Here is a 26,815-nt window from a genome sequence, read left to right as displayed (position 1 = left end):
TACCAAACCACGCTCAGGGCGTGGTTTTTCATTTTTAGCCCTTACAAATAAAACCATATCTAACAAAAAGCGCACTTTATTGCATAATCATCAATAAAAGTGTTCATGGCGTACTCTTTTTTCACTATTCCGCAATCGCCATTGCACTATTTCCGTTTTCGCCCGTAAATCTCTTGCGCCCCTTCGCCCTTTGCGGCATTTTCATAAGCAAGCAACATTACAAAGCAACAGGGTTAACGGAGAAGGTTATGTGTTCAATTTTTGGCGTACTGGATATTAAAACTGACGCGGGCGAACTGCGTAAAAAAGCACTCGAACTGTCCCGCCTGATGCGCCATCGCGGCCCGGACTGGTCAGGCGTTTACGCCAGTGATAAAGCGATTCTGGCTCACGAACGTCTGTCTATCGTAGACGTCAACGCCGGTGCACAGCCGCTGTATAACGAGAAAAAAACGCACGCGCTGGCTGTTAACGGTGAAATCTATAACCATCAGGCGCTGCGCGCCGAGTACGGCGATCGCTACGCCTTCCAGACCGGGTCTGACTGTGAAGTGATTCTGGCGCTCTATCAGGAGAAAGGTCCGGAATTCCTGGACGACCTGCAGGGTATGTTTGCCTTCGCCCTGTACGATAGCGAAAAAGACGCGTATCTGATTGGCCGCGACCATATCGGCATTATCCCGCTGTACATGGGCCACGATGAACACGGCAACTTCTATGTTGCCTCTGAAATGAAAGCTCTGGTACCGGTCTGCCGCACCATTAAAGAGTTCCCGGCAGGCAGCTATCTGTGGAGTAAAGACGGTGAGATCCGTCCGTACTACCAGCGCGACTGGTTCGATTATGACGCGGTTAAAGACAACGTGACGGATAAAGCCGAGCTGCGTCAGGCGCTGGAAGATTCCGTGAAAAGCCACCTGATGTCGGACGTACCTTATGGCGTGCTGCTCTCCGGCGGTCTGGACTCCTCCGTGATCTCCGCGATCACCAAGAAATTCGCCGCTCGCCGCGTGGAAGATCAGGAGCGCTCCGAAGCCTGGTGGCCGCAGCTGCACTCCTTTGCCGTGGGTCTTGAAGGGGCACCTGACCTGAAAGCTGCGCAGGAAGTGGCAAACCATCTGGGCACCGTGCACCATGAAATTCACTTCACCGTGCAGGAAGGCCTGGATGCAATCCGCGATGTGATCTATCACATTGAAACTTATGATGTTACTACCATTCGTGCCTCAACGCCGATGTACCTGATGTCACGTAAGATTAAAGCGATGGGCATCAAGATGGTGCTGTCCGGTGAAGGTTCTGACGAAGTGTTTGGCGGCTACCTGTACTTCCATAAAGCGCCAAACGCCAAAGAGCTGCATGAAGAGACCGTGCGTAAATTGCAGGCACTGCATATGTTTGACTGTGCACGTGCCAACAAAGCAATGTCGGCATGGGGAGTAGAAGCGCGTGTCCCGTTCCTGGATAAGAAATTCCTCGACGTGGCGATGCGTATCAACCCGCAGGACAAAATGTGCGGCAACGGTAAAATGGAAAAACATATCCTGCGCGAATGTTTTGAATCATACCTGCCCGCGAGCGTGGCGTGGCGTCAGAAAGAGCAGTTCTCTGATGGTGTAGGTTACAGCTGGATCGACACCCTGAAAGAGGTGGCAGCAAAACAGATTTCCGACCAGCAACTGGAAACGGCAAGCTTCCGCTTCCCGTACAACACGCCGGGCTCGAAAGAAGCGTACCTGTACCGCGAAATCTTTGAAGAGCTGTTCCCGGTGCCGAGTGCGGCAGAGTGTGTTCCGGGTGGCCCATCCGTCGCCTGCTCGTCTGCCAAAGCGATTGAATGGGATGAATCTTTCAAAGCGATGAACGATCCATCAGGCCGTGCGGTAGGCGTTCACCAGTCTGCCTACAAATAATCGCGACGATTCTAATCAGGCCCCTCTGGGGCCTTTTTTTTGCCTTGCATTTCACTCTCGAAAAACGATTAATAACCAATAATTGCCGAATATTCGGTCACGCTGTTCGCAACCTAACCAAACAGTCACATTCCGGCTATTTTCGTTGAAAAAGGTGTTGACGCTGCAAGGGTCTATACGCATAATGCGCCCCGCAACGCCGATAAGGTAACGCGAAAAAAGATGGCTACGTAGCTCAGTTGGTTAGAGCACATCACTCATAATGATGGGGTCACAGGTTCGAATCCCGTCGTAGCCACCATCTTTTTTGCGGGAGTGGCGAAATTGGTAGACGCACCAGATTTAGGTTCTGGCGCCGCAAGGTGTGCGAGTTCAAGTCTCGCCTCCCGCACCATTCCCAGGTAAGCGTTGCACGGATGGGGTATCGCCAAGCGGTAAGGCACCGGTTTTTGATACCGGCATTCCCTGGTTCGAATCCAGGTACCCCAGCCATATTTCTTCGATTTTGCGGTTCTCCGCGGTATTGGGGTATCGCCAAGCGGTAAGGCACCGGTTTTTGATACCGGCATTCCCTGGTTCGAATCCAGGTACCCCAGCCATCGAAGATTGCAGTACTGGCTACGTAGCTCAGTTGGTTAGAGCACATCACTCATAATGATGGGGTCACAGGTTCGAATCCCGTCGTAGCCACCAAATTAAGATTGTCGATTTTTCGGTAATCAAGACAAATTGTTGGGGTATCGCCAAGCGGTAAGGCACCGGATTCTGATTCCGGCATTCCGAGGTTCGAATCCTCGTACCCCAGCCAATTTAAAAAGTCGTTAAGCAGTTTGTTTAACGCAATTGGGGTGTCGCCAAGCGGTAAGGCTCTGGTTTCTGATACCAGCATTCCGGGGTTCGAATCCCTGCACCCCAGCCACTTAAAAACAAATAAGCCCGCTCTGCGGGCTTTTTTGTTTTTGTTGTTTGTGCGGCCTGATGCCCCCTCACCCTAACCCTCTCCCCAAAGGGGCGAGGGAATAGTCGAAGCAGCGATTAAAGTCCGAGAGCGTATTTCAGGGCCTGACGTTTCAACCCACCGGCACGTTCCGCCGCCATGAGGCCAATGTTACGCAGAATACGTACTGGCGCTAAGTCATTGCTGAATCCGGCATAGAACAGATCCATTCCCGACTGCATAATAAAATTATCCGCCATACGTCGCGTCTGGTAACGCTTCAGTACCTGATGGCTGGACCACGCTTCCGCATGCCCGCGCGCATGACTTAAAACGTCCAGTAACGCGTCAACGTCACGATACCCAAGATTTACCCCCTGCCCGGCCAGCGGGTGTATGGTGTGTGCCGCATCCCCCACCAGCGCCAGCCCGTCACGGGCATACTGCAAAGCGTGACGTCGCGTGAGCGGGAATGCGCCAGCGGCGACTGGCGTGATATGCCCCAGACGACTCGGGAAGTGCAGCAGGATCTCGCGCTGCAGTTGTTCCATTGAAAGCCCTTGTAGCTGGCGAATGCGCGCCGGTTTGTCGTACCACACCAGTGACGCCCAATGATCAAATAGCGGTAAAAAGGCATGCGGGCCATTCGGCGTAAAGTGCTGCCAGGTGCTCTCACCCGGCGAATTCTCACACTGGACGGTAATCAGCATACAAGACTGCTCATACTGCCAGGCATGTACCCCAATACCTGCCATCTGTCTGACCTGAGAATTGGCACCATCCGCCCCGACGACCAGCTTCACAGCCAGCTCATCACCGCTGTCGAGCGTCAGTAAATAGCCGCTTTCGTGAGTATGAAGTGCCTTAAGTGACGCAGGAACACGCAGCGTCACCTTCGGGTGCGCCTCCAGGGCCTGCCAGAGCGCCAGCTGGAGCACATTGTTTTCCACCATGTAGCCCAGGCGCGGCAGCTTCAGCTCCGCAGCATCAAACGCAACGTGGGCATTTTCCCACTCCCAGGTTTCAAGACGGCTGTAAGGTTGCGCACGCATCGCCTGCACCGTTTCCCAGACGCCCAGACCGCGCAGCAGATCGACTGACGCCGCGCTGATAGCAGAAATGCGCACATCCGGCTTGCTGGCGGGATCGAATGCCGGCGGTGCAGCCTGTTCAATTACCGTTACCTCAAATCCCTGCTGCGCCAGCCCCAGCGCCAGTGCGCCGCCGACCATACCGCCGCCGACAACGGCAACTTCGGTGTGTTGGAGTGTCATGGTCATTTTTCCTTATTGGAGAATCCCTTAAGTTTACCGGATTTTTGCGGTCCTGAGACACATAACCTTCATACTGGTCACAACCCCACCAAAGCATTACAATACGCGGCTTGCAATCCTGAGCTGAGCAAGTCGATGACTAAAAAACTCCATATAAAAACCTGGGGCTGTCAGATGAACGAATACGATTCATCCAAGATGGCCGATCTGCTGGACACCACCCACGGATACCAGCTGACTGAAAATCCGAAAGAAGCCGACGTGTTGCTGCTGAACACCTGTTCAATTCGTGAAAAAGCGCAGGAAAAAGTCTTCCACGTGTTAGGCCGCTGGAAACTTCTCAAACGAAAAAATCCGGACCTGATCATCGGCGTGGGCGGTTGCGTCGCATCACAGGAAGGTAAGCTGATCCGCCAGAGAGCCCCCTATGTGGATATCGTCTTTGGCCCGCAGACCCTGCACCGCCTGCCGGAGATGATCAACCAGGTTCGCGGTAATCGTAGCCCGGTCGTTGACGTCAGCTTCCCGGAGATCGAGAAATTTGACCGTCTGCCAGAACCGCGCGCAGATGGCCCGACCGCTTTCGTTTCCATCATGGAAGGCTGCAACAAATACTGCACTTACTGTGTGGTGCCTTATACCCGTGGCGAAGAAGTCAGCCGCCCGGCAGACGATATTCTGTTTGAAATCGCGCAGCTTGCCGCGCAGGGCGTTCGCGAAGTGAACCTGCTGGGCCAGAACGTTAACGCCTGGCGTGGGGAGAACTACGACGGCACCACCGGCACCTTTGCTGAACTGCTGCGCCTGGTGGCCGCGATTGACGGTATCGACCGTATTCGCTTTACCACCAGCCATCCGATGGAATTCACCGATGACATCATTGATGTCTATCGCGATACGCCAGAGCTGGTGAGCTTCCTGCATCTGCCGATTCAGTGCGGCTCTGACCGCGTTCTGAACCTGATGGGCCGTCCGCATACGGTTCTGGAGTACAAATCCACCATCCGTAAGCTGCGTGAAGCGCGTCCGGATATCCAGATAAGCTCCGACTTTATTGTCGGCTTCCCTGGTGAAACCGCGGATGACTTCGAGCGCACCATGAAGCTCATTGGTGAAGTGAATTTTGACGTCAGCTACAGCTTCATCTTCTCCGCGCGTCCTGGAACCCCTGCGGCCGATATGGTTGACGATGTGCCGGAAGAAGAGAAAAAGCAGCGTCTGTATATTCTGCAGGAGCGCATCAACCAGCAGGCCAACGCCTGGAGCCGCCGTATGCTCGGCACCGTCCAGCGCATACTGGTAGAAGGCACCTCGCGCAAGAGCATTATGGAACTCTCCGGTCGTACAGAAAACAACCGCGTGGTGAATTTTGAAGGCACCCCGGATATGATCGGTAAATTTGTGGACGTTGAGATTGTCGAAGTGCTCACCAACTCACTGCGTGCGAAAGTGGTCCGCACTGAAGACGAAATGGGCCTGCGTATTGCCGAGTCACCGGAATCCGTCATTTCGCGTACCCGCAAAGAAAACGATTCTGGCGTGGGGATTTACCAGCCTTAATCCTTCGGGCCTGCCGCTTCGGCAGGCCTTGTATTTCCTCTCATCGTCCCCAATATCATCTGCAATGCTTGCGCCTTTATTCTATGGCGTGAATAATTTCGGTAATGACCGTTTTATTACGCCAGGTGGCAGCGGGTCAGCTAACCAATCAAAGAGGAACAGTTTGAACATAGATACGCGTGAAATCAGCCTAACGCCCGCAGACAACGCTCGCCTGCTGAGCCTGTGCGGACCGTTTGATGACAACATCAAACAACTGGAGCGACGTCTGGGTATCGAAATCAATCGTCGCGATAATCACTTCAAACTTACCGGACGCCCTATCTGCGTCAATGCGGCTGCAGATATCCTGCGCAGCCTGTATGTCGATACCGCCCCGATGCGCGGCGAAATTCAGGATATCGAACCGGAACAAATTCACCTCGTCATTAAAGAGGCGCGCGTGCTTGAGCAGAGCGCGGAAAGTGTGCCGGACTACGGTAAGGCCATCAACATCAAGACCAAGCGTGGCGTCATTAAGCCGCGTACGCCAAACCAGGCGCAGTACATCGCCAATATTCTCGACCACGACATCACCTTCGGCGTGGGGCCGGCGGGTACGGGTAAAACCTATCTGGCCGTTGCCGCGGCGGTGGATGCGCTTGAACGTCAGGAAATCCGCCGTATCCTGCTGACCCGTCCGGCGGTGGAAGCGGGTGAAAAACTGGGCTTCCTGCCGGGCGACCTGAGTCAGAAGGTCGACCCGTATCTGCGTCCTTTATACGATGCGCTGTTCGAGATGCTCGGCTTTGAGAAGGTCGAAAAGCTGATTGAGCGTAACGTGATTGAAGTGGCCCCACTCGCCTACATGCGTGGTCGCACGTTAAACGACGCGTTCATCATTCTTGATGAAAGCCAGAACACCACCATCGAACAGATGAAGATGTTCCTGACGCGTATTGGCTTTAACTCGAAAGCGGTCATTACCGGTGACGTTACCCAGATCGACCTGCCGCGCAGCACCAAATCGGGCCTGCGCCACGCCATTGAAGTGCTGGCCGAAGTCGATGAAATCAGCTTTAACTTCTTCCACAGTGAAGACGTGGTACGCCATCCGGTGGTTGCGCGCATCGTTAACGCCTATGAAGCCTGGGAAGAGGCGGATCAAAAACGCAGGGCCGAACTGGCCGCAGAACGTAAGCGCGACGCGCAGGAGCAAGAACAGAAATGAGTCAGGTGATCCTCGATTTACAGCTGGCCTGTAAAGACAATTCCGGTATGCCAGATGAGGCACAGTTTCAGAAATGGCTGGATGCCGTTATCCCCCAGTTTCAGGAAGAATCAGAAGTGACGATTCGCCTGGTGGATGAGGCAGAAAGCCATGAGCTTAACCTGACTTACCGTGGGAAAGATAAGCCAACCAACGTGCTCTCTTTCCCGTTCGAAGCCCCGCCGGGTATCGAGATGCCGCTGCTTGGGGATCTGATCATCTGCCGTCAGGTGGTTGAACAGGAAGCCAAAGAGCAGCAAAAGCCGCTGGAAGCCCACTGGGCGCATATGGTGGTGCATGGCAGCCTGCATCTGCTTGGCTACGATCATATTGAAGATGACGAAGCGGAAGAGATGGAGTCCCTCGAGACAGAGATAATGCTTGCTCTGGGCTATGAGGATCCGTACATTGCCGAGAAAGAATAGTCAGTTAACTTACTGACGACTATGCCGCCGCGCAGGGAATTCGCGTGGCGGTAAATGTTGAACTAACAAGAGAACCCTTAACAAACGCCATGAGCGACGACAATTCACACAGTAGCGACACGACAAACACTAAAAAGGGATTTTTCTCCCTCATTCTGAACCAGCTTTTCCACGGCGAACCCAAGAACCGTGATGAACTGCTGGAGCTGATTCGTGATTCCGGGCAAAACGACCTTATCGACGAAGATACGCGCGAAATGCTCGAAGGGGTGATGGACATTGCTGACCAGCGTGTTCGCGATATCATGATCCCCCGCTCGCAGATGATCACCCTGAAACGTAACCAGACCCTGGACGAGTGCCTCGATGTGATCATCGAATCCGCCCACTCGCGTTTCCCGGTCATCAGCGAAGATAAAGATCACATCGAAGGGATTTTGATGGCGAAAGATCTGCTGCCGTTTATGCGCAGCGATGCCGAAGCCTTCAGCATGGAAAAAGTGTTACGCCAGGCCGTGGTTGTGCCGGAAAGTAAACGTGTGGACCGGATGCTGAAAGAGTTTCGCTCTCAGCGTTACCACATGGCGATTGTTATTGATGAATTTGGCGGCGTTTCCGGACTGGTCACGATCGAGGATATTCTTGAGCTGATCGTGGGAGAAATCGAAGATGAGTATGACGAAGAGGAAGATATCGACTTCCGTCAGCTCAGCCGCCATACCTGGACCGTGCGCGCGCTGGCCTCGATTGAGGACTTCAACGACGCTTTCGGCACTCACTTCAGTGATGAAGAGGTCGATACCATTGGCGGGCTGGTGATGCAGGCCTTTGGCCACCTTCCGGCGCGCGGTGAAACCGTTGACATCGACGGTTACCAGTTCAAAGTGGCAATGGCCGACAGCCGCCGTATTATACAGGTTCATGTCAGAACGCCGGACGACTCACCGGTGCCAAAACTGGAAGATTAATGTAAATGGCATTTGCCCCATTACTTGAACGCCAGCGCGTCCGTTTGCTGCTGGCGCTGTTACTCGGAGCCAGCGGTACGCTGGCTTTTTCTCCTTACGATATCTGGCCTGCGGCTATTCTCTCCCTGATGGGGCTCCAGGGTCTGACCCTAAACCGGCGTCCGGTACAGGCTGCCGCCATCGGTTACTTCTGGGGACTGGGGCTCTTTGGCTCCGGCATTAACTGGGTCTACGTCAGCATCGCCCAGTTTGGCGGTATGCCGGGCCCGGTTAACGTCTTCCTGGTCGTCCTGCTCGCGGCATATCTCTCACTGTATACTGGTCTGTTCGCAGGGATCCTTTCCCGCCTGTGGCCTAAAACCACCTGGCTGCGCGTCGCCATTGCCGCGCCGGTGGTCTGGCAAATCACCGAATTCCTGCGCGGTTGGGTACTGACCGGCTTCCCGTGGCTGCAGTTCGGCTACAGCCAGATTGATGGCCCGCTGAAAGGCCTGGCCCCGGTCATGGGCGTTGAGGCAATCAACTTCCTGCTGATGGTGGTGAGCGGCCTGCTGATCCTGGCGCTGGTCACGCGTTGCTGGAAACCGCTGGCCGTGGCGCTGGTGCTGTTTGCCCTGCCCTTCCCGCTGCGGTATATCCAGTGGTTCACGCCTGAGCCCGAGCGCACCATGCAGGTTTCTATGGTGCAGGGAAATATCCCGCAATCTATGAAGTGGGATGAAAAAGAGCTGCTGAACACGCTAAAGATCTACGCCAACGCCACCGAAGAGGTGATGGGTAAATCGCAGCTGATCATCTGGCCGGAATCCGCCATTCCCGATCTGGAGATCAATCAGCAGCCGTTCCTGAACATGATGAACGACTTGCTGCTGGCTCGCGGCAGCACGCTGATTACCGGGATTGTCGATGCGCGTCTGAATCAGCAGAACCGTTATGACACCTACAACACCATCATTACGCTCGGCAAAGACAGCGAATACAGCTACAACTCCACGGATCGGTACAACAAGAACCACCTGGTGCCGTTTGGTGAATTTGTTCCGCTGGAGTCGATTCTGCGCCCGCTGGCCCCGTTCTTTGATCTGCCGATGTCCTCCTTCAGCCGTGGCCCGTACGTACAGCCCCAGCTGCATGCGCACGGCCTTGCCCTGACGGCGGCCATCTGCTACGAAATCATTCTCGGCGAGCAGGTTCGCGATAACTTCCGCCCGGATACCGACTACCTGCTGACTATCTCCAACGATGCGTGGTTCGGTAAATCTATCGGCCCGTGGCAGCATTTCCAGATGGCGCGTATGCGTTCTCTGGAGCTGGCGCGCCCATTGCTGCGCAGCACTAACAACGGCATCACCGCCGTGATTGGTCCACAGGGTGAAATCCAGGCCATGATCCCGCAGTTCACCCGTGAGGTGTTGACCACAAAAGTCACACCAACCACCGGCCTGACGCCGTATGCCCGCACCGGCAACTGGCCGCTGTGGATCCTGACCGCGCTGTTCGGTTTCGGTGCCGTGCTGATGAGCCTGCGTCAGCGTCGTCGCTAATCTTACCTTCTGTTGCCGGGTGGCGCTAACGCTTACCCGGCCTACATTTTGACTCCCGTAGCTCGGGTAAGGCGTAGCCGCCACCCGACAATTTCCTTCCGGTGCCAAATCTGGCACGCCTGTTGCTTTGTTTATTCACGCAAACGCAGTTTGGCTTAACGTACAACCTTGTCGCACCAGCGTAGATCATCGGTAGCACCGAAACGGTGCAACGGGAGATATTTGCCTCTGAATGGTGCGGCGCGCTTCGCAAAAATAAACAATAACGCAGCAAAATCTTTACATTAAGCCAGACTAAATGTTAACAAGCTTGCATAACACTGCACTCGCATCGCGCGAGATATAACAACATCACAATGGGTATCAATGCGTCACTGGCGCTGATAAGAAAGGAGTTGGGTATGCAATTACGTAAACTGGCCACAGCAATGCTGGTTATGGGAATGTCTGCCGGCGTGGTTCACGCTGAAGATGCTCCGGCAGCAGGCAGTACTCTCGACAAGATTGCCAAAAACGGCGTCATCGTGGTCGGCCACCGTGAATCTTCCGTCCCGTTCTCTTACTACGACAACACGCAAAAAGTCGTGGGCTATTCACAGGATTACTCCAACGCCATCGTTGAAGCTGTGAAGAAAAAGCTGAACAAACCTGACCTGCAGGTGAAGCTGATCCCAATCACTTCACAGAACCGTATTCCACTGCTGCAAAACGGCACCTTTGATTTTGAGTGTGGCTCTACCACCAACAACCTCGAGCGCCAGAAACAGGCCGCTTTCTCTGACACCATCTTCGTCGTGGGCACCCGTCTGCTGACGAAGAAAGGCGGTGATATCAAAGATTTTGCTGACCTGAAAGGCAAAGCGGTCGTCGTAACGTCCGGTACCACCTCAGAAGTGCTGCTGCACAAGCTGAACGACGAGAAGAAAATGGATATGCGCATCATCAGCGCGAAAGACCATGGCGACTCCTTCCGTACCCTGGAAAGTGGCCGTGCCGTCGCGTTTATGATGGATGACGCCCTGCTGGCGGGTGAGCGTGCGAAAGCGAAGAAACCAGACAACTGGGACATCGTCGGCACCGCGCAGTCAAAAGAAGCTTACGGCTGCATGCTGCGTAAAGACGATCCGCAGTTCAAGAAGCTGATCGATGACACTATCGCCCAGGTACAGACTTCCGGCGAAGCGGAAAAATGGTTCGACAAATGGTTCAAGAACCCGATTCCACCAAAAAATCTCAACATGAACTTTGAACTGTCTGATGACATGAAAGCGCTGTTCAAATCTCCAAATGACAAGGCTCTTAACTAATTAGAACAACAGGGGCGGGATCTCCTGCCCTCTCGATTGTCGGGAAGCATGGACAGACTATACGTTGAGTGGTCGTTCCCCACTCAGCGCGAAAAATGAGCTTCTCACCAATCTTCGAGGGTAGCGCTGTTACCCTTTTTTTTCTGGAGTTTATTATGTCAATAGACTGGAACTGGGGCATATTCCTGCAACAAGCCCCGTTCGGCAACACCACCTATCTTGGCTGGCTGTGGAGCGGCTTCCAGGTCACCGTGGCACTATCGATAACAGCGTGGATTATCGCGTTTCTTGTCGGTTCGCTGTTCGGTATTCTGCGCACCGTCCCTAACCGTTTTCTTTCAACACTGGGCACTCTCTATGTGGAACTGTTCCGTAACGTTCCGCTCATCGTGCAATTCTTTACCTGGTATCTGGTTATCCCGGAACTGCTGCCGGAAAATATTGGCATGTGGTTCAAGTCGGAGCTGGATCCAAATGTGCAGTTCTTTGTCTCCTCCATGATGTGTCTGGGGCTGTTTACCGCTGCGCGCGTTTGTGAGCAGGTGCGTGCCGCCATTCAGTCATTACCCCGCGGACAAAAAAATGCGGGTCTGGCGATGGGTCTGACCCTGCCGCAAACCTACCGCTACGTGCTGCTGCCTAATGCCTACCGCGTTATCGTGCCACCGATGACCTCGGAGATGATGAACCTGGTGAAAAACTCGGCCATCGCCTCCACTATCGGCCTGGTCGATATGGCGGCCCAGGCGGGCAAGCTGCTGGATTACTCCGCTCACGCGTGGGAATCCTTCACCGCGATCACGCTCGCGTATGTTCTGATTAACGCTTTCATCATGCTGGTGATGAACCTGGTTGAACGCAAAGTACGCCTGCCGGGCAATCTGGGGGGCAAATAATGTACGAATTTGACTGGAGTTCTATCGTTCCTTCCTTACCTTACCTGCTGGATGGCCTGGTGATTACCTTAAAAATCACCGTTATTGCCATCATCATTGGTATCGTCTGGGGCACCCTGCTGGCGGTGATGCGCCTGTCGAGCTTTAAGCCGCTCGCCTGGTTTGCGACCGCCTACGTTAACGTTTTCCGCTCCATCCCGCTGGTGATGGTGCTGCTGTGGTTTTACCTGATTGTTCCCGGCTTTCTGCAAAACGTCCTGGGGCTGTCACCAAAAACCGATATCCGCCTGATCTCGGCGATGGTGGCGTTCTCGATGTTTGAGGCCGCTTACTACTCAGAGATTATCCGCGCGGGCATTCAGAGCATCTCCCGCGGGCAATCCAGCGCCGCGCTGGCGCTGGGGATGACGCACTGGCAGTCCATGCAGCTGATTATTCTGCCGCAGGCGTTTCGCGCCATGGTTCCGCTCCTGCTGACCCAGGGCATTGTGCTGTTCCAGGATACCTCGCTGGTGTATGTCCTGAGTCTGGCAGACTTCTTCCGTACCGCGTCAACCATCGGTGAACGTGATGGTACGCAGGTCGAGATGGTGCTCTTCGCGGGCGCGGTCTATTTTGTGATTAGTTTAAGCGCGTCGCTGTTGGTCAGCTGGCTGAAGAAAAGGACGGTATAATGATTTCCCTGAAAAATGTTTCTAAATGGTATGGGCACTTTCAGGTGCTGACCGACTGCTCCACGGAAGTGAAAAAAGGCGACGTGGTGGTAGTGTGCGGCCCGTCCGGTTCCGGTAAGTCCACGCTGATCAAAACCGTTAATGGTCTGGAACCTGTGCAGCAGGGCGAAATTGTTGTTAACGGCACCAAAGTGAACGACAAAAAAACCAACCTTGCCCAGCTTCGCTCTCACGTTGGTATGGTGTTCCAGCACTTTGAGCTGTTCCCTCACCTCTCCATCATCGAGAACCTGACGCTGGCGCAGGTGAAAGTGCTTAAGCGCGATAAAAAAGCATCGCGTGAGAAAGGCCTTAAGCTTCTGGAGCGCGTTGGGCTTTCTGCACATGCCGATAAGTTCCCGGCGCAGCTTTCGGGTGGTCAGCAGCAGCGTGTCGCGATCGCCCGCGCGCTGTGTATGGATCCGGTGGCAATGCTGTTTGATGAGCCAACATCGGCACTCGATCCAGAGATGATTAACGAAGTGCTCGACGTTATGGTCGAGCTGGCGCACGAAGGGATGACCATGATGGTGGTGACGCACGAAATGGGCTTCGCCCGTAAAGTGGCCAACCGCGTCATCTTTATGGACGAAGGGAAGATCGTGGAAGACTCGCCGAAAGAAGAGTTCTTCGCGAACCCGAAATCCGAACGTGCGAAAGATTTCCTCGCCAAAATCCTGCATTAATCTTCTCAGTGCGCAATCTGCGGATTGCGCACTGCCTCACGCTTTCGCGCTCTTGTTCTCGTCGGCGTCACATTGCAGCGTTAACCTTGTCACAAAATAACGCTACGTATGGAAAACGCTATGGCACAGCCTATTATTCTCGATTGCGATCCGGGTCATGATGACGCCATTGCTCTCGTCCTCGCTCTTGCCTCCCCTGAACTGGTCGTAAAAGCGGTTACCTCATCCGCCGGAAATCAGACGCCGGATAAAACCTTGCGCAACGTGCTGCGCATGCTGACCCTGCTCAAACGCACCGATATTCCTGTCGCTGGCGGGGCCGTGAAACCGCTGATGCGCGAGCTGATCATTGCGGATAACGTTCATGGCGAAAGTGGACTGGACGGCCCTGAACTGCCGGAACCGGGCTTCGCGCCACAAGGCTGCACCGCCGTTGAGTTGATGGCGAAGGTGCTGCGCGAAAGTGCAGAGCCCGTGACGCTGGTGGCTACAGGTCCGCAGACGAACGTGGCATTGCTGCTTAACAGCCATCCAGAACTGCACGGTAAAATCGCCCGGATCGTCATCATGGGCGGCGCAATGGGGCTCGGAAACTGGACGCCAGCCGCGGAGTTCAATATCTATGTTGACCCTGAAGCCGCAGAGATCGTTTTCCAGTCCGGTCTGCCGATTGTGATGGCGGGGCTGGATGTGACGCATCGGGCCCAAATTATGGCAGACGATATTGAACGCTTCCGCTCTGTGGGTAATCCGGTGGCAACGACTGTGGCAGAACTGCTCGACTTCTTTATGGTGTACCACAAAGCCGAGAAATGGGGCTTCCATGGCGCACCGCTGCATGACCCGTGCACGATTGCCTGGCTGTTGAAACCTGAGATGTTTACCACGGTTGACCGCTGGGTTGGTGTGGAAACGCAGGGGAAATATACCCAGGGAATGACGGTGGTGGATTACTACTCGCTGACGGGGAACGAGCCGAATACTGCGGTGATGGTGAATATCGACCGGGAAGCGTTTGTAGATTTGCTGGCGGAGAGACTGGCTTACTATAGTGCGGCCTGATGCCCTCACCCCAACCCTCTCCCACGGGGAGAGGGAGCAAACACTAAAAACGGCAACAGGGTTGCCGTTTTGCTTTTACCTAGGGCTCAAACGGCCGGCGCTGGAACTGGTCGTGACCGCATTTCGGGCACAAGGGCAGCACCTCCGGCGTATACACCGCGATGTGGTGATGACATTTCTCACACACCAGATTTCCCAACCCTACCACTTCGCCGCTGTGGTACACACCGTGATGGTTCAAATCCTGAAACACCTCGCGCCACTCAAGCTGCGTTTTATCGGTGATATCCGCCAGCTCCTGCCACAGGCTCTCTTTGATCACCCGCATAAACACGCTGTCCGAGACCTCTTCCTGGCTCTCCTGATAGCTGCGCGCAAACTCTTCCAGGTCACGACGTACCGCACGCGTCACCTCTTCCACTTCGGTTCGCGTTAACTCACCCGTTTGCGTCACGCGGGCACGCGCCTGTTCGACCAGCGCATCAATATCACGCTCGCCGTTACGCAGCCGCTCCGTCAGTGTCGCCACCAGCTCGCGGTAAAATTGAGCAACCTTGTTCATCATTTTGCCTCCCGGGTAAGTAACTAACTCTAATAATAGACCTTATTTCACCGCCGCTTTGTCAGGTGAAGCACAGACCCGGTAAATTCCTGCAAAGTGCTTTTGTGCGAAAGGCTGTTTTGACGCGGACGTTTGGGCTATGCTATGCGGATCTGAATTACCACATCCATTGGCTACATTTGTAGCTGTATTAAAAACAGGACCACTGGCTGCCATGCAAGAGCAATACCGCCCGGAAGAGATAGAATCAAAAGTCCAGCAACACTGGGACGAGAAGCGCACCTTTGAAGTAACCGAAGACGAGAGCAAAGAGAAGTATTACTGCCTGTCGATGCTTCCCTATCCTTCTGGTCGACTACACATGGGCCACGTGCGTAACTACACCATTGGTGATGTGATCGCCCGTTACCAGCGTATGCTGGGCAAAAACGTGCTGCAGCCTATCGGCTGGGATGCGTTCGGCCTGCCGGCAGAAGGTGCAGCAGTAAAAAACAATACGGCACCGGCACCATGGACGTACGACAACATCGCGTACATGAAAAACCAGCTCAAAATGCTGGGCTTCGGCTATGACTGGAGCCGCGAGCTGGCGACCTGCACCCCGGAATATTACCGCTGGGAGCAGAAATTCTTCACTGAGCTGTACAAAAAAGGCCTGGTGTACAAGAAGACGTCTGCGGTTAACTGGTGCCCAAATGACCAGACCGTTCTGGCGAACGAGCAGGTTATCGACGGCTGCTGCTGGCGCTGTGACACCAAAGTTGAGCGTAAAGAGATCCCGCAGTGGTTTATCAAAATCACCGCTTACGCTGACGAACTGCTGAACGATCTGGATAAACTGGATCACTGGCCTGACACCGTTAAGACCATGCAGCGCAACTGGATCGGCCGTTCTGAAGGTGTGGAAATTACCTTCAACGTTGAGAACTACGACCAAACGCTGACCGTCTACACTACCCGTCCGGACACCTTTATGGGGGCGACCTATCTGGCCGTGGCCGCAGGTCACCCGCTGGCGCAGAAAGCGGCAGAGAACAATCCGGAACTGGCAACTTTCATCGACGAATGCCGCAACACCAAAGTGGCTGAAGCCGACATGGCGACGATGGAGAAAAAAGGCGTTGATACCGGCTTTAAAGCGATTCACCCGCTGACGGGTGAAGCTATTCCTGTCTGGGCGGCGAACTTTGTGCTGATGGAATACGGCACCGGTGCGGTGATGGCCGTTCCGGGACACGATCAGCGCGACTACGAGTTTGCCACCAAATATGGCCTGACCATTAAGCCGGTGATCCTGGCCGCAGACGGTTCTGAACCCGACCTGTCTGAGCAGGCATTGACCGAAAAAGGCACCCTGTTCAACTCCGGCGAATTTAGCGGACTGAGCTTCGAAGAGGGCTTCAATGCCATCGCTGACAAGCTGGCCTCGCTGGGCGTAGGTGAGCGTAAAGTCAACTTCCGTCTGCGCGACTGGGGCGTTTCCCGTCAGCGTTACTGGGGCGCGCCAATTCCAATGGTGACCCTTGAAGACGGCACCGTGATGCCGACGCCAGAAGATCAACTGCCGGTGATCCTGCCGGAAGATGTGGTCATGGACGGCATCACCAGCCCGATCAAAGCCGATCCTGAGTGGGCGAAAACCACCGTTAACGGCCAGCCTGCGCTGCGTGAAACCGACACCTTTGACACCTTTATGGAGTCTTCCTGGTATTACGCACGCTACACCTGTCCTCAGTATCAGGAAGGCATGCTGGATTCTGACGCGGCCAACTACTGGCTGCCGGTAGACATCTACATCGGTGGCATCGAACACGCCATCATGCACCTGCTCTACTTCCGCTTCTTCCATAAGCTGATGCGCGATGCTGGCATGGTGAATTCTGACGAACCAGCCAAACAGCTGCTGTGTCAGGGCATGGTGCTGGCTGATGCCTTCTACTACGTTGGCGCGAACGGCGAGCGTAACTGGGTGTCTCCGGTGGAAGCGATCGTAGAGCGCGACGAGAAAGGCCGTATCGTGAAGGCGACAGACGCTGAAGGTCATGAGCTGGTTTATACCGGCATGAGCAAGATGTCCAAGTCGAAAAACAACGGTATCGACCCGCAGGTGATGGTTGAGCGTTACGGTGCAGATACCGTGCGTCTGTTCATGATGTTTGCCTCTCCGGCTGACATGACGCTGGAGTGGCAGGAATCCGGTGTTGAAGGCGCGAACCGCTTCCTGAAACGCGTCTGGAAACTGGTTTACGAACATACCGCACAGGGTGATGCTCCGGCGCTGAACGCTGCTGCCCTGACGGAAGATCAGCAGGCGCTGCGTCGTGATGTTCATAAAACAATTGCAAAAGTCACCGATGATATTGGTCGTCGTCAGACCTTCAATACCGCAATTGCGGCTATTATGGAACTGATGAACAAGCTGGCGAAAGCCCCGCAGGATGGCGAGCAGGATCGTGCCTTAATGCGTGAAGCGCTGCTGGCCGTCGTTCGCATGCTGAACCCGTTCACGCCACACGTCAGCTTTACTCTGTGGCAGGAACTGAAAGGCGAAGGCGATATCGACAACGCGCCGTGGCCGGTTGCGGACGAAGCAGCAATGGTGGAAAACACCACGCTGGTGGTAGTCCAGGTCAACGGCAAAGTGCGCGGTAAAATTACCGTGGCGGTCGACGCAACCGAAGAACAGGTTCGCGAGCGTGCAGGCCAGGAACCTCTGGTCGCGAAATATCTTGAGGGCATTACCGTACGTAAAGTGATCTACGTACCCGGTAAACTGCTCAATCTGGTCGTTGGCTAAGCGCGGGAGGAAACGTGCGACAACTGGCAACAATACTCTTATCACTGGCGGTGCTTGTCACCGCTGGCTGTGGCTGGCACCTGCGCAATACCACGGCAGTGCCTGCTGAGATGAAAACGATGATTTTCGACTCATCAGATCCGAATGGCCCATTCAGCCGGGCAGTTCGTAACCAGCTGCGCCTGAACGGTGTCGAACTCATTGAGAAAGACACGCTGCGCCAGGATGTACCGTCTCTCCGCGTTCTGGGGACGACCCTGAGCAAAGATACAGCGTCTATCTTCCAGGATGGCCGTACCGCAGAGTATCAGATGGTAATGACTGTTAACGCAGCCGTGCTGATCCCGGGTAAAGACATCTATCCGATCAGCACAAAAGTGTACCGTTCGTTCTTTGATAACCCGCAAACGGCGCTGGCGAAAGATGCCGAACAGCAGATTATCATCAACGAAATGTACGACAAGGCAGCGGAACAGCTGATCCGTAAACTGCCAGGTATTGCCGCGTCGACAAAAGAAGGCTCTGACATTATTGAAAAACCGGATGCCAGTACGCCCCCGGTTTCTACCTCTATGGGTAACTGATGATCAGGCTGTATCCTGAACAACTCCGCGCGCAGCTCAATGAAGGGCTGCGCGCGGCGTATCTGCTGCTTGGAAACGATCCCTTACTGCTGCAGGAAAGCCTGGATGCCGTGCGACATACTGCAGGTGCTCAGGGCTTTGATGAACACCATACCGTCCAGGTGGATAACAATACCGACTGGGACGCCCTCTTCTCACTCTGTCAGGCGATGAGCCTTTTCGCGTCGCGTCAGACAATTCAGATCCTGCTGCCGGAAAACGGCCCTAACGCGGCCATCAATGAGCAGCTTGCCACTCTGGTTAGCCTGCTACACAGCGATCTGCTGTTAATTGTCCGCGGCAATAAGCTCACCAAAGCGCAGGAAAATGCCGCGTGGTTCACTCAACTGGCGACCCACTCGGTGCTGGTTACCTGTCAGACACCTGAGCAGGCGCATCTGCCAAAATGGGTGGCCGCAAGAGCAAAGCAGAACAATCTTCAGCTGGATGATGCGGCAAATCAACTGCTCTGCTACTGCTATGAGGGTAACCTCCTGGCGCTGGCACAGGCGCTGGACAGACTCTCCCTGCTCTGGCCGGATGGCAAACTTACACTCCCCCGCGTCGAGCAGGCCGTTAATGACGCCGCGCACTTCACGCCGTTCCACTGGGTGGATGCATTGCTGGCCGCGAAAAGTAAACGCGCCCTGCATATCCTTCAGCAGCTGCGCCTGGAAGGCAGCGAGCCCGTTATTCTGCTGCGTACGCTGCAGCGTGAACTGTTGCTGCTGATTACGCTCAAGCGACAGTCTGCCCATACGCCGCTGCGCGCGCTGTTTGATAAACACCGGGTATGGCAAAATCGCCGCGCAATGACCACCGAGGCCATCAACCGCCTGAGCCATGAACAGCTTCGTCAGGCTGTGCAGCTTCTGATGCGCGCTGAGCTCACCTTAAAACAAGATTACGGCCAGTCGGTCTGGGCGGAGCTGGAAAGCCTTTCCCTGCTGCTCTGCCACAAGGCGCTGGCTGACGTATTTATTGATGGATAGTATGCACTCTTTACAGGCCCTGTATGGCGGCACCTTTGACCCGGTACACTACGGGCATCTTAAGCCGGTGGAAATTCTGGCGAATTTGATCGGCCTGCAGCGCGTCACCATTATGCCCAATAACGTTCCGCCGCACCGCCCTCAGCCTGAGGCAACCAGCGAACAGCGAAAAGAGATGCTAACGCTTGCCATTGCGGATAAACCGCTTTTCAGGCTTGATGAACGGGAATTGCGTCGCGACACCCCCTCGTGGACGTCGCAAACGCTGCAGGAGTGGCGAGCCGAGCAAGGGCCTGACCAGCCGCTGGCGTTTATCATTGGTCAGGATTCTCTGCTCAACTTTCCTGGGTGGCACAAGTATGAAACCATTCTGGAGAACAGCCACCTGCTCGTTTGCCGCCGCCCAGGCTATCCGCTGACCATGCGTGAAGAGCAGTATCAGCAGTGGCTTGAAGACCATCTTACCGATAACGTAGAGGATCTTCACAACCAGCCCGCCGGGAAGATTTATCTGGCGGAAACCCCGTGGTTCGATATCTCCGCCACCCTTATTCGTGAGCGTTTACAACACGGTTTAACGTGTGACGATCTGCTGCCTGCCCCGGTGCTGGCGTATATTCATACGCACGGGTTGTATCAGAAAAGCGCAGATGTTTAGTCAGGCGTCATAAAAAGCGGCTTATTGATTCTCCTGCCTTGACAGGTTAAGCCATACTGTTATCCTCCGCTGCCAGACTTTCCCGCCAGTCATTGCTTTACAGAAATTGTTTTACAAAAATGGCGATGCAATCTCTGGCAGAGGGTGGGATGATACCCGCCTTCAAAATCCCGGCCGGTGACATTTGTCCCGACAAGGGCGCCAGTTCAGGTATACTGTCTGGCTACAAATTCATAGTTGCACCATCTTATTCACCCAGGGGGAAAACTTGCAGGGTAAAGCACTCCAGGATTTTGTTATCGACAAAATTGATGACCTGAAAGGTCAGGACATCATCGCTATCGACGTTAAGGGTAAATCCAGTATCACCGACTGCATGATTATCTGCACCGGGACGTCTACGCGTCATGTTGTTTCGATTGCCGACCATGTGGTTCAGGAATCGCGTGCAGCAGGACTGTTACCGCTTGGCGTTGAAGGTGAAGCGACCGCTGACTGGGTGGTGGTTGACCTCGGCGATGTGATTGTCCATGTCATGCAGGAAGAGAGCCGTCGCCTGTATGAGCTGGAAAAACTCTGGGGTTAATGCGTGAAGTTGCAGCTGGTCGCCGTCGGCACCAAAATGCCGGACTGGGTACAAACCGGTTTTACTGAATATCTGCGTCGTTTTCCAAAAGACATGCCGTTCGAACTGGTGGAGATCCCTGCCGGGAAGCGCGGTAAGAACGCGGATATTAAACGTATTCTCGATAAAGAGGGCGAACTGATGCTGGCTGCCGCTGGCAAGAACCGCATCGTCACCCTCGATATCCCGGGTAAACCCTGGGATACGCCGCAGCTGGCGCACGAACTGGAGCGCTGGAAGCAGGATGGCCGTGACGTTAGTCTGCTGATTGGCGGACCTGAAGGGTTGTCCCCTGCCTGCAAAGCGGCAGCAGAACAAAGTTGGTCTCTCTCCGCGCTGACGCTGCCCCACCCGCTCGTTCGGGTCCTGGTGGCAGAAAGTCTGTATCGCGCGTGGAGCATTACTACCAACCACCCCTATCACCGCGAGTAATGACTGACCAGGGTAGATTAAGCAGCGGATGAAACTACAGAATTCTTTTCGCGACTATACGGCTGAGTCCGCGCTGTTTGTGCGCAGGGCACTGGTCGCCTTTACGGGGATTTTGCTGCTTACCGGCGTGCTGATCGCCAACCTTTATAATCTGCAAATCGTCCGCTTTACCGATTACCAGACACGTTCAAACGAAAACCGCATCAAGCTGGTGCCTATCGCGCCCAGCCGCGGCATTATCTACGACCGTAACGGCACCCCTCTGGCGCTAAACCGCACCATCTATCAAATCGAGATGATGCCGGAAAAGGTCGATAATGTTCAGGACACGCTGGAGGCGCTAAGAAGCGTTGTCGATCTCAACGATGACGATATCGCAGCCTTCAAAAAAGAGCGCGCCCGTTCCCACCGCTTTACCTCCATTCCGGTGAAAACCAATCTGACGGAAGTTCAGGTGGCCCGTTTTGCGGTGAACCAGTACCGCTTCCCCGGCGTGGAAGTGAAGGGTTACAAACGTCGCTACTATCCTTACGGCTCCGCGCTGACGCACGTCATTGGCTACGTTTCCAAGATTAACGACAAAGACGTTGACCGCCTTGATAAAGACGGCAAGCTGGCGAACTATGCCGCGACGCACGATATCGGCAAGCTCGGGATCGAACGCTACTACGAAGATGTCCTGCATGGACAGACCGGCTATGAAGAGGTTGAGGTTAACAACCGTGGCCGCGTCATTCGACAGCTGAAAGAAGTTCCGCCTCAGGCGGGGCATGACGTCTATCTGACGCTCGACCTCAAACTGCAGCAGTATATTGAAACCCTGCTGGCGGGCAGTCGCGCCGCCGTCGTGGTCACCGATCCGCGTACCGGGGGAATTCTGGCTATGGTGTCCATGCCTAGCTATGACCCGAATCTCTTTGTTGACGGCATCTCCAGTAAAGACTATTCCGGCCTGCTGAATGATCCCAATACGCCGCTGGTAAACCGCGCCACGCAAGGCGTTTACCCGCCGGCATCTACGGTGAAACCGTATGTGGCGGTCTCGGCGCTGAGTGCGGGTGTCATCAACCGTAATACCAGCCTGTTTGACCCGGGCTGGTGGCAGCTACCCGGGTCTGAAAAACGCTATCGCGACTGGAAAAAATGGGGCCACGGCCATCTGAACGTGACCAAATCTCTGGAAGAGTCAGCGGATACCTTCTTCTATCAGGTCGCCTATGACATGGGGATTGACCGCCTGTCAGAGTGGATGAGCAAGTTCGGCTACGGGCACTACACCGGCGTCGACCTTTCAGAGGAGCGATCCGGCAACATGCCGACGCGCGAGTGGAAGCTGAAGCGCTTTAAGAAGCCGTGGTATCAGGGTGATACCATTCCGGTGGGTATCGGCCAGGGCTACTGGACCGCAACGCCGATTCAGATGAACAAAGCGATGATGATCCTCATTAACGATGGCGTGGTCAAAGTCCCGCATCTGCTGCAAAGCACCGTTGAAGACGGCAAAAAGGTGCCGTGGGTACAGCCCCATGAAGCGCCCGTGGGTGACATTCATTCCGGCTTCTGGGAAATCGCGAAAGACGGTATGTACGGCGTAGCAAACCGTCCGAACGGTACCGCGCACAAATATTTCGCCGGAACGCCGTATAAAGTGGCTGCAAAATCCGGTACAGCGCAGGTCTTTGGCCTGAAAGCCAACGAAACCTACAACGCACACCGCATTGCTGAACGTCTGCGTGACCATAAGCTCATGACAGCATTTGCCCCTTACGATAACCCGCAGGTGGCGGTGGCGATGATTCTGGAAAACGGCGGCGCTGGCCCGGCGGTAGGGACCATCATGCGCCAAATCCTCGACCACATTATGCTGGGTGATAACAACACCGAACTGCCGGCTGAAAACCCGGCCGCCGCTGCGGCGGAGGACCAATAATCATGACGGATAATCCAAACAAAAAATCGTTGTGGGATAAAATCCACATCGACCCAGCCATGCTGCTGATCCTGCTGGCTCTGCTGGTTTACAGCGCCCTGGTTATCTGGAGCGCCAGTGGTCAGGACATCGGTATGATGGAACGCAAAATCGGCCAGATCGCGATGGGTCTGGTCATCATGGTGGTGATGGCGCAGATCCCACCGCGCGTCTATGAAGGCTGGGCGCCCTATCTCTATATCTTCTGTATTATTTTGCTGGTGGCAGTAGACGCGTTCGGCGCCATCTCAAAAGGGGCTCAGCGCTGGCTGGATCTGGGCGTTGTTCGTTTCCAGCCCTCGGAGATTGCCAAAATTGCCGTCCCCCTGATGGTGGCGCGCTTTATCAACCGTGATGTCTGTCCGCCGTCGCTGAAAAACACCGCGATCGCGCTGGTGCTGATCTTCCTGCCGACGCTGCTGGTTGCTGCGCAGCCTGATCTCGGCACCTCGATCCTTATCGCGCTCTCCGGTCTGTTTGTCCTTTTCCTGTCGGGCTTAAGCTGGCGTCTGATTGGTATCGCTGTGGTGCTGATTGCGGCGTTTATCCCTATCCTCTGGTTCTTCCTGATGCATGATTACCAGCGCCAGCGCGTTATGATGCTTCTCGACCCGGAAACTGACCCGCTCGGTGCGGGCTATCATATTATTCAGTCCAAGATTGCGATTGGCTCCGGCGGCCTGCGCGGTAAAGGCTGGCTGCACGGTACCCAGTCGCAGCTGGAATTTTTACCGGAACGTCACACCGACTTTATCTTTGCGGTACTGGCTGAAGAGCTGGGGCTGGTTGGTATCCTGATTTTGCTCGCGCTCTACGTGCTGCTGATCATGCGAGGATTGTGGATTGCCGCCCGGGCGCAAACCACCTTCGGCCGCGTCATGGCAGGCGGATTGATGCTGATTTTATTCGTTTATGTCTTCGTAAATATTGGTATGGTGAGTGGTATTCTGCCGGTAGTAGGCGTACCGCTGCCGCTGGTCAGTTACGGAGGCTCGGCACTGATCGTGTTGATGGCCGGGTTTGGGATCGTGATGTCGATCCATACCCACAGAAAAATGTTGTCAAAAAGCGTTTAAAAATAAGGGGATCGGAATGCGTAAGCAGTGGCTGGGGATCTGCATCGCGGCAAGTTTACTTGCGGCCTGCACAAGTGATGATGGTCAGCAACAGGCAACCGTCGCGCCGCCGCAGCCTGCGGTGTGTAATGGTCCGATCGTTGAAATCAGTGGGGCCGATCCCGTTTATGAACCGCTGAATGCCAGCGCGAATCAGGATTACGAGCGCGACGGCAAAAGCTACAAAATCGTGCAGGACCCTTCCCGCTTCAGCCAGGCGGGCTTTGCTGCCATTTATGATGCAGAACCGGGCAGTAACCTCACGGCATCCGGTGAAACATTTGACCCCATGCAGCTCACTGCCGCGCACCCAACGCTGCCGATTCCAAGCTACGCGCGTATCACCAACCTGGCTAATGGTCGCATGATCGTCGTGCGTATTAATGACCGTGGTCCATATGGTAATGACCGGGTGATTTCTCTGTCCCGCGCGTCTGCCGATCGCCTGAACACGTCGAACAACACCAAAGTTCGCATTGACCCGATTATCGTGGCGCAGGATGGCTCGCTGTCCGGGCCGGGTACCGCCTGTACGACGGTGGCGAAGCAGACCTATGCTCTGCCAGACCGCCCAAATCTTGACGGCGGAATGGGCAGCGTCTCTTCTCCGGCAGAGCCTTCTCAGCCGGCGGGAGAAATACGTCCAATCAGCAATGATACGCTGCAAAGCGATGATTCCACTGGCGCACCGGTAAAAAGTAGCGGCTTTTTAGGCGCACCGACGACCTTAGCGACGGGCGTGCTGGAAGGCAGTGAGCCGACGCCAGCCCCGGTTGCGGCTCCGGTGACGCAGCCAGCGCCGGTAACAGCGCCAGCGACCACGCAAAGCGCGGCAGCCGCTGCGCCAGCAGCAGCCAGCGGCGGCTTTGTCGTTCAGGTGGGGGCAGTGAGCGATCAGGCCCGAGCCCAGCAGTATCAACAGCGTCTAAGCCAGCAGTTTGGCGTACCTGGACGCGTTGAGCAGAACGGCGCGGTCTGGCGTATTCAGATGGGGCCTTTTGCCAGTAAATCGCAGGCAGCGTCTCTGCAACAGCGTTTGCAGAGCGAAGCACAACTGCAGTCCTTCGTCACTGTTGCAAAATAATTAATCGGCGGTATCCGAAATGTCAGTTTGTGTAAAACGCATTCACAAACTCATGCTTAAAGTCGGATGCCTGCCTGAATAGCATTTGCTATAGTAAGGCACTTTTTTTAATTCCATCACGGATGTCGTAGTTCTGACCATGAAGACCACTTTTTCTGCTCGTTTTGTGCAGCGCATGGCGCTGACCACGGCCCTTTGCGCAGCAGCACTCTCTGCTGCTCATGCCGATGACCTGAATATCAAGACCATGATCCCTGGCGTTCCGCAAATCGACGCGGAATCCTACATCCTGATCGATTACAACTCTGGCAAAGTTCTGGCAGAACAGAACGCCGATGCCCGCCGTGACCCGGCCAGCCTGACCAAAATGATGACCAGCTATGTTATCGGCCAGGCCATGAAAGCCGGTAAATTCAAAGAAACGGATCTGGTCACCATTGGTAACGATGCGTGGGCAACCGGGAACCCTGTGTTCAAAGGTTCTTCTCTGATGTTCCTGAAGCCCGGTATGCAGGTTCCAGTTTCCCAGTTAATCCGGGGTATTAACCTGCAGTCAGGTAACGATGCCTGCGTAGCAATGGCTGATTTCGCCGCCGGTAGCCAGGATGCCTTCGTCGGTCTGATGAACAGCTACGTCACCGCGCTGGGTCTGAAAAACAGCCATTTCCAGACCGTACACGGCCTGGATGCAGACGGTCAGTACAGCTCCGCACGTGATATGGCACTGATTGGTCAAGCCCTGATCCGCGACGTACCGAACGAATACTCCATCTATAAAGAGAAAGAGTTTACCTTCAACGGTATTCGTCAGACCAACCGTAACGGCCTGCTGTGGGATAACAGCCTGAACGTTGACGGTATCAAAACAGGTCATACCGATAAAGCCGGTTACAACCTGGTGGCCTCTGCCACTGAAGGCCAGATGCGTCTGATCTCTGCCGTGATGGGCGGTCGTACCTTTAAAGGTCGTGAAACCGAAAGCAAGAAACTGCTGACCTGGGGCTTCCGTTTCTTCGAAACCGTGAATCCGCTGAAAGCAGGCAAAGAGTTTGCGTCTGAGCCAGTGTGGTTCGGCGACAACGACCGTGCTTCCCTCGGCGTGGATAAAGATCTGTACCTGACCATTCCACGCGGTCGTATGAAGGATCTGAAAGCCAGCTACGTCCTGAACAGCACCGAACTGCATGCCCCGCTGCAGAAAAATCAGGTCGTGGGTACCATCAACTTCCAGCTGGATGGCAAGACTATCGATCAGCGTCCGCTGGTTGTTCTGCAGGAAATTCCTGAAGGCAATTTCTTCGGCAAAATCATTGATTACATTAAATTGATGTTCCATCACTGGTTTGGCTAAAAATCGAACACTTGAAAGTGTGATTTTGATCCCCATATACTAAGTATCCTGATAACTCCCACCTGACGTGGGA

Annotated in this window: 23 protein-coding genes and 7 tRNA genes; 28 read left to right on the top strand and 2 right to left on the bottom strand. The window is 54.7% G+C overall.

The window, feature by feature from the left end; translation table 11 throughout:
- Nucleotides 1-248 precede the first annotated feature (248 nt).
- From asnB to BFV64_RS06065, 8 genes are all read left to right on the top strand, one after another.
- Nucleotides 249-1,913 (top strand): asparagine synthase B, encoded by a 1,665-nt coding sequence (asnB, locus tag BFV64_RS06100; RefSeq protein WP_014883010.1) that lies wholly within the window; start codon nt 249-251, stop codon nt 1,911-1,913.
- A 224-nt stretch (nt 1,914-2,137) separates the two neighbouring features.
- A tRNA-Met gene (locus BFV64_RS06095) sits at nt 2,138-2,214 on the top strand.
- Nucleotides 2,215-2,222: 8 nt separating this feature from the next.
- Nucleotides 2,223-2,307: transfer RNA gene (locus tag BFV64_RS06090), tRNA-Leu, on the top strand.
- Nucleotides 2,308-2,330: 23 nt separating this feature from the next.
- Nucleotides 2,331-2,405 (top strand) — tRNA-Gln (locus tag BFV64_RS06085).
- Between the two features lie 32 nt (nt 2,406-2,437).
- Nucleotides 2,438-2,512 (top strand) — tRNA-Gln (locus tag BFV64_RS06080).
- Nucleotides 2,513-2,529: 17 nt separating this feature from the next.
- Nucleotides 2,530-2,606 (top strand) — tRNA-Met (locus tag BFV64_RS06075).
- Between the two features lie 40 nt (nt 2,607-2,646).
- Nucleotides 2,647-2,721, top strand: a tRNA-Gln gene (locus BFV64_RS06070).
- 36 nt (nt 2,722-2,757) lie between these two features.
- Nucleotides 2,758-2,832, top strand: a tRNA-Gln gene (locus BFV64_RS06065).
- Between the two features lie 116 nt (nt 2,833-2,948).
- Here BFV64_RS06065 and ubiF read toward each other — a convergent pair.
- Nucleotides 2,949-4,124 carry a 3-demethoxyubiquinol 3-hydroxylase gene (ubiF, locus tag BFV64_RS06060; protein WP_045281607.1) on the bottom strand — a complete coding sequence of 392 codons (1,176 nt, stop codon included), beginning with the start codon at nt 4,122-4,124 and terminating at the stop codon, nt 2,949-2,951.
- A gap of 135 nt (nt 4,125-4,259) precedes the next feature.
- On the opposite strand from ubiF, the gene miaB reads away from it, so the two are divergent.
- From miaB to rihA, 10 genes are all read left to right on the top strand, one after another.
- Complete coding sequence (gene miaB / locus BFV64_RS06055) at nt 4,260-5,684, top strand: tRNA (N6-isopentenyl adenosine(37)-C2)-methylthiotransferase MiaB (protein ID WP_014883008.1); 1,425 nt, start codon at nt 4,260-4,262, stop codon at nt 5,682-5,684.
- 163 nt (nt 5,685-5,847) lie between these two features.
- The gene (locus BFV64_RS06050) at nt 5,848-6,894 is read left to right on the top strand and encodes a PhoH family protein (protein WP_069601822.1); all 1,047 of its coding nucleotides are present in this window, start codon (nt 5,848-5,850) and stop codon (nt 6,892-6,894) included.
- Nucleotides 6,891-7,358 (top strand): rRNA maturation RNase YbeY, encoded by a 468-nt coding sequence (gene ybeY, locus BFV64_RS06045; RefSeq protein ID WP_069601821.1) that lies wholly within the window; start codon nt 6,891-6,893, stop codon nt 7,356-7,358. Before BFV64_RS06050 ends, ybeY begins: the two co-directional genes overlap by 4 nt.
- 89 nt (nt 7,359-7,447) lie before the next feature.
- A complete protein-coding gene (gene corC / locus BFV64_RS06040) occupies nt 7,448-8,326 on the top strand; it encodes a CNNM family magnesium/cobalt transport protein CorC (protein WP_014883006.1) in 879 nt (292 codons plus the stop codon).
- A 5-nt stretch (nt 8,327-8,331) separates the two neighbouring features.
- The gene (lnt, locus tag BFV64_RS06035; RefSeq protein WP_014883005.1) at nt 8,332-9,870 is read left to right on the top strand and encodes an apolipoprotein N-acyltransferase; all 1,539 of its coding nucleotides are present in this window, start codon (nt 8,332-8,334) and stop codon (nt 9,868-9,870) included.
- Nucleotides 9,871-10,271: 401 nt separating this feature from the next.
- Nucleotides 10,272-11,177, top strand: coding sequence for an amino acid ABC transporter substrate-binding protein (locus tag BFV64_RS06030; RefSeq protein ID WP_014883004.1), 906 nt, complete (start codon nt 10,272-10,274; stop codon nt 11,175-11,177).
- Between the two features lie 155 nt (nt 11,178-11,332).
- A complete protein-coding gene (gene gltJ, locus BFV64_RS06025; protein ID WP_014883003.1) occupies nt 11,333-12,073 on the top strand; it encodes a glutamate/aspartate ABC transporter permease GltJ in 741 nt (246 codons plus the stop codon).
- The gene (gltK, locus tag BFV64_RS06020; RefSeq protein ID WP_032637193.1) at nt 12,073-12,747 is read left to right on the top strand and encodes a glutamate/aspartate ABC transporter permease GltK; all 675 of its coding nucleotides are present in this window, start codon (nt 12,073-12,075) and stop codon (nt 12,745-12,747) included. The genes gltJ and gltK overlap by 1 nt, the downstream gene beginning before the upstream one ends.
- Nucleotides 12,747-13,472 carry an amino acid ABC transporter ATP-binding protein gene (locus BFV64_RS06015; RefSeq protein WP_014883001.1) on the top strand — a complete coding sequence of 242 codons (726 nt, stop codon included), beginning with the start codon at nt 12,747-12,749 and terminating at the stop codon, nt 13,470-13,472. The genes gltK and BFV64_RS06015 overlap by 1 nt, the downstream gene beginning before the upstream one ends.
- 120 nt (nt 13,473-13,592) lie before the next feature.
- Nucleotides 13,593-14,534, top strand: a complete 942-nt coding sequence (gene rihA / locus BFV64_RS06010) for a pyrimidine-specific ribonucleoside hydrolase RihA (protein ID WP_045134265.1) — start codon at nt 13,593-13,595, stop codon at nt 14,532-14,534.
- A 79-nt stretch (nt 14,535-14,613) separates the two neighbouring features.
- On the opposite strand, the gene BFV64_RS06005 is transcribed toward rihA, so the two are convergent.
- Complete coding sequence (locus tag BFV64_RS06005) at nt 14,614-15,096, bottom strand: zinc ribbon-containing protein (RefSeq protein ID WP_014882999.1); 483 nt, start codon at nt 15,094-15,096, stop codon at nt 14,614-14,616.
- A gap of 214 nt (nt 15,097-15,310) precedes the next feature.
- Between BFV64_RS06005 and leuS the strand changes: the two genes are divergently transcribed.
- The 10 genes from leuS (at nt 15,311) to dacA (ending at nt 26,742) form a co-directional block, all read left to right on the top strand.
- The gene (gene leuS / locus BFV64_RS06000) at nt 15,311-17,893 is read left to right on the top strand and encodes a leucine--tRNA ligase (RefSeq protein WP_069601820.1); all 2,583 of its coding nucleotides are present in this window, start codon (nt 15,311-15,313) and stop codon (nt 17,891-17,893) included.
- 14 nt (nt 17,894-17,907) lie between these two features.
- Nucleotides 17,908-18,477, top strand: coding sequence for an LPS assembly lipoprotein LptE (lptE, locus tag BFV64_RS05995; protein WP_014882997.1), 570 nt, complete (start codon nt 17,908-17,910; stop codon nt 18,475-18,477).
- A complete protein-coding gene (gene holA / locus BFV64_RS05990) occupies nt 18,477-19,508 on the top strand; it encodes a DNA polymerase III subunit delta (protein ID WP_047027573.1) in 1,032 nt (343 codons plus the stop codon). Before lptE ends, holA begins: the two co-directional genes overlap by 1 nt.
- On the top strand, nt 19,501-20,166 hold the full coding sequence (nadD, locus tag BFV64_RS05985; protein WP_032645220.1) for a nicotinate-nucleotide adenylyltransferase: 666 nt from the start codon (nt 19,501-19,503) through the stop codon (nt 20,164-20,166). Before holA ends, nadD begins: the two co-directional genes overlap by 8 nt.
- A 268-nt stretch (nt 20,167-20,434) precedes the next feature.
- Complete coding sequence (gene rsfS / locus BFV64_RS05980; RefSeq protein ID WP_003858696.1) at nt 20,435-20,752, top strand: ribosome silencing factor; 318 nt, start codon at nt 20,435-20,437, stop codon at nt 20,750-20,752.
- Between the two features lie 3 nt (nt 20,753-20,755).
- Entirely contained in the window at nt 20,756-21,223 is a 468-nt protein-coding gene (gene rlmH / locus BFV64_RS05975; protein ID WP_003858701.1) for a 23S rRNA (pseudouridine(1915)-N(3))-methyltransferase RlmH, read from the top strand.
- A gap of 28 nt (nt 21,224-21,251) precedes the next feature.
- Entirely contained in the window at nt 21,252-23,153 is a 1,902-nt protein-coding gene (gene mrdA / locus BFV64_RS05970; protein WP_014882994.1) for a peptidoglycan DD-transpeptidase MrdA, read from the top strand.
- Between the two features lie 2 nt (nt 23,154-23,155).
- Entirely contained in the window at nt 23,156-24,268 is a 1,113-nt protein-coding gene (gene mrdB / locus BFV64_RS05965; protein ID WP_014882993.1) for a peptidoglycan glycosyltransferase MrdB, read from the top strand.
- 16 nt (nt 24,269-24,284) lie between these two features.
- The gene (gene rlpA, locus BFV64_RS05960) at nt 24,285-25,391 is read left to right on the top strand and encodes an endolytic peptidoglycan transglycosylase RlpA (RefSeq protein WP_045134266.1); all 1,107 of its coding nucleotides are present in this window, start codon (nt 24,285-24,287) and stop codon (nt 25,389-25,391) included.
- Between the two features lie 139 nt (nt 25,392-25,530).
- Entirely contained in the window at nt 25,531-26,742 is a 1,212-nt protein-coding gene (dacA, locus tag BFV64_RS05955; protein ID WP_014882991.1) for a D-alanyl-D-alanine carboxypeptidase DacA, read from the top strand.
- Nucleotides 26,743-26,815 lie beyond the last annotated feature (73 nt).

It is taken from the genome of Enterobacter kobei, from assembly GCF_001729765.1.
In the GTDB taxonomy this organism is placed as follows: domain Bacteria; phylum Pseudomonadota; class Gammaproteobacteria; order Enterobacterales; family Enterobacteriaceae; genus Enterobacter; species Enterobacter kobei.
The sequence above is the reverse complement of the archived record's forward strand: the minus strand, read 5'-3'. Positions and strand labels throughout refer to the sequence as shown.

Bases quoted from the DNA above. Each gene is read 5' to 3' on its own strand.
- asnB (WP_014883010.1), top strand. From the start codon at position 249: ATGTGTTCAATTTTTGGCGTACTGGATATTAAAACTGACGCGGGCGAA.
- ubiF (WP_045281607.1), bottom strand. From the start codon at position 4,124: ATGACACTCCAACACACCGAAGTTGCCGTTGTCGGCGGCGGTATGGTC.
- miaB (WP_014883008.1), top strand. From the start codon at position 4,260: ATGACTAAAAAACTCCATATAAAAACCTGGGGCTGTCAGATGAACGAA.
- ybeY (WP_069601821.1), top strand. From the start codon at position 6,891: ATGAGTCAGGTGATCCTCGATTTACAGCTGGCCTGTAAAGACAATTCC.
- corC (WP_014883006.1), top strand. From the start codon at position 7,448: ATGAGCGACGACAATTCACACAGTAGCGACACGACAAACACTAAAAAG.
- lnt (WP_014883005.1), top strand. From the start codon at position 8,332: ATGGCATTTGCCCCATTACTTGAACGCCAGCGCGTCCGTTTGCTGCTG.
- BFV64_RS06030 (WP_014883004.1), top strand. From the start codon at position 10,272: ATGCAATTACGTAAACTGGCCACAGCAATGCTGGTTATGGGAATGTCT.
- gltJ (WP_014883003.1), top strand. From the start codon at position 11,333: ATGTCAATAGACTGGAACTGGGGCATATTCCTGCAACAAGCCCCGTTC.
- gltK (WP_032637193.1), top strand. From the start codon at position 12,073: ATGTACGAATTTGACTGGAGTTCTATCGTTCCTTCCTTACCTTACCTG.
- BFV64_RS06015 (WP_014883001.1), top strand. From the start codon at position 12,747: ATGATTTCCCTGAAAAATGTTTCTAAATGGTATGGGCACTTTCAGGTG.
- rihA (WP_045134265.1), top strand. From the start codon at position 13,593: ATGGCACAGCCTATTATTCTCGATTGCGATCCGGGTCATGATGACGCC.
- BFV64_RS06005 (WP_014882999.1), bottom strand. From the start codon at position 15,096: ATGAACAAGGTTGCTCAATTTTACCGCGAGCTGGTGGCGACACTGACG.
- leuS (WP_069601820.1), top strand. From the start codon at position 15,311: ATGCAAGAGCAATACCGCCCGGAAGAGATAGAATCAAAAGTCCAGCAA.
- holA (WP_047027573.1), top strand. From the start codon at position 18,477: ATGATCAGGCTGTATCCTGAACAACTCCGCGCGCAGCTCAATGAAGGG.
- nadD (WP_032645220.1), top strand. From the start codon at position 19,501: ATGGATAGTATGCACTCTTTACAGGCCCTGTATGGCGGCACCTTTGAC.
- mrdA (WP_014882994.1), top strand. From the start codon at position 21,252: ATGAAACTACAGAATTCTTTTCGCGACTATACGGCTGAGTCCGCGCTG.
- mrdB (WP_014882993.1), top strand. From the start codon at position 23,156: ATGACGGATAATCCAAACAAAAAATCGTTGTGGGATAAAATCCACATC.
- rlpA (WP_045134266.1), top strand. From the start codon at position 24,285: ATGCGTAAGCAGTGGCTGGGGATCTGCATCGCGGCAAGTTTACTTGCG.
- dacA (WP_014882991.1), top strand. From the start codon at position 25,531: ATGAAGACCACTTTTTCTGCTCGTTTTGTGCAGCGCATGGCGCTGACC.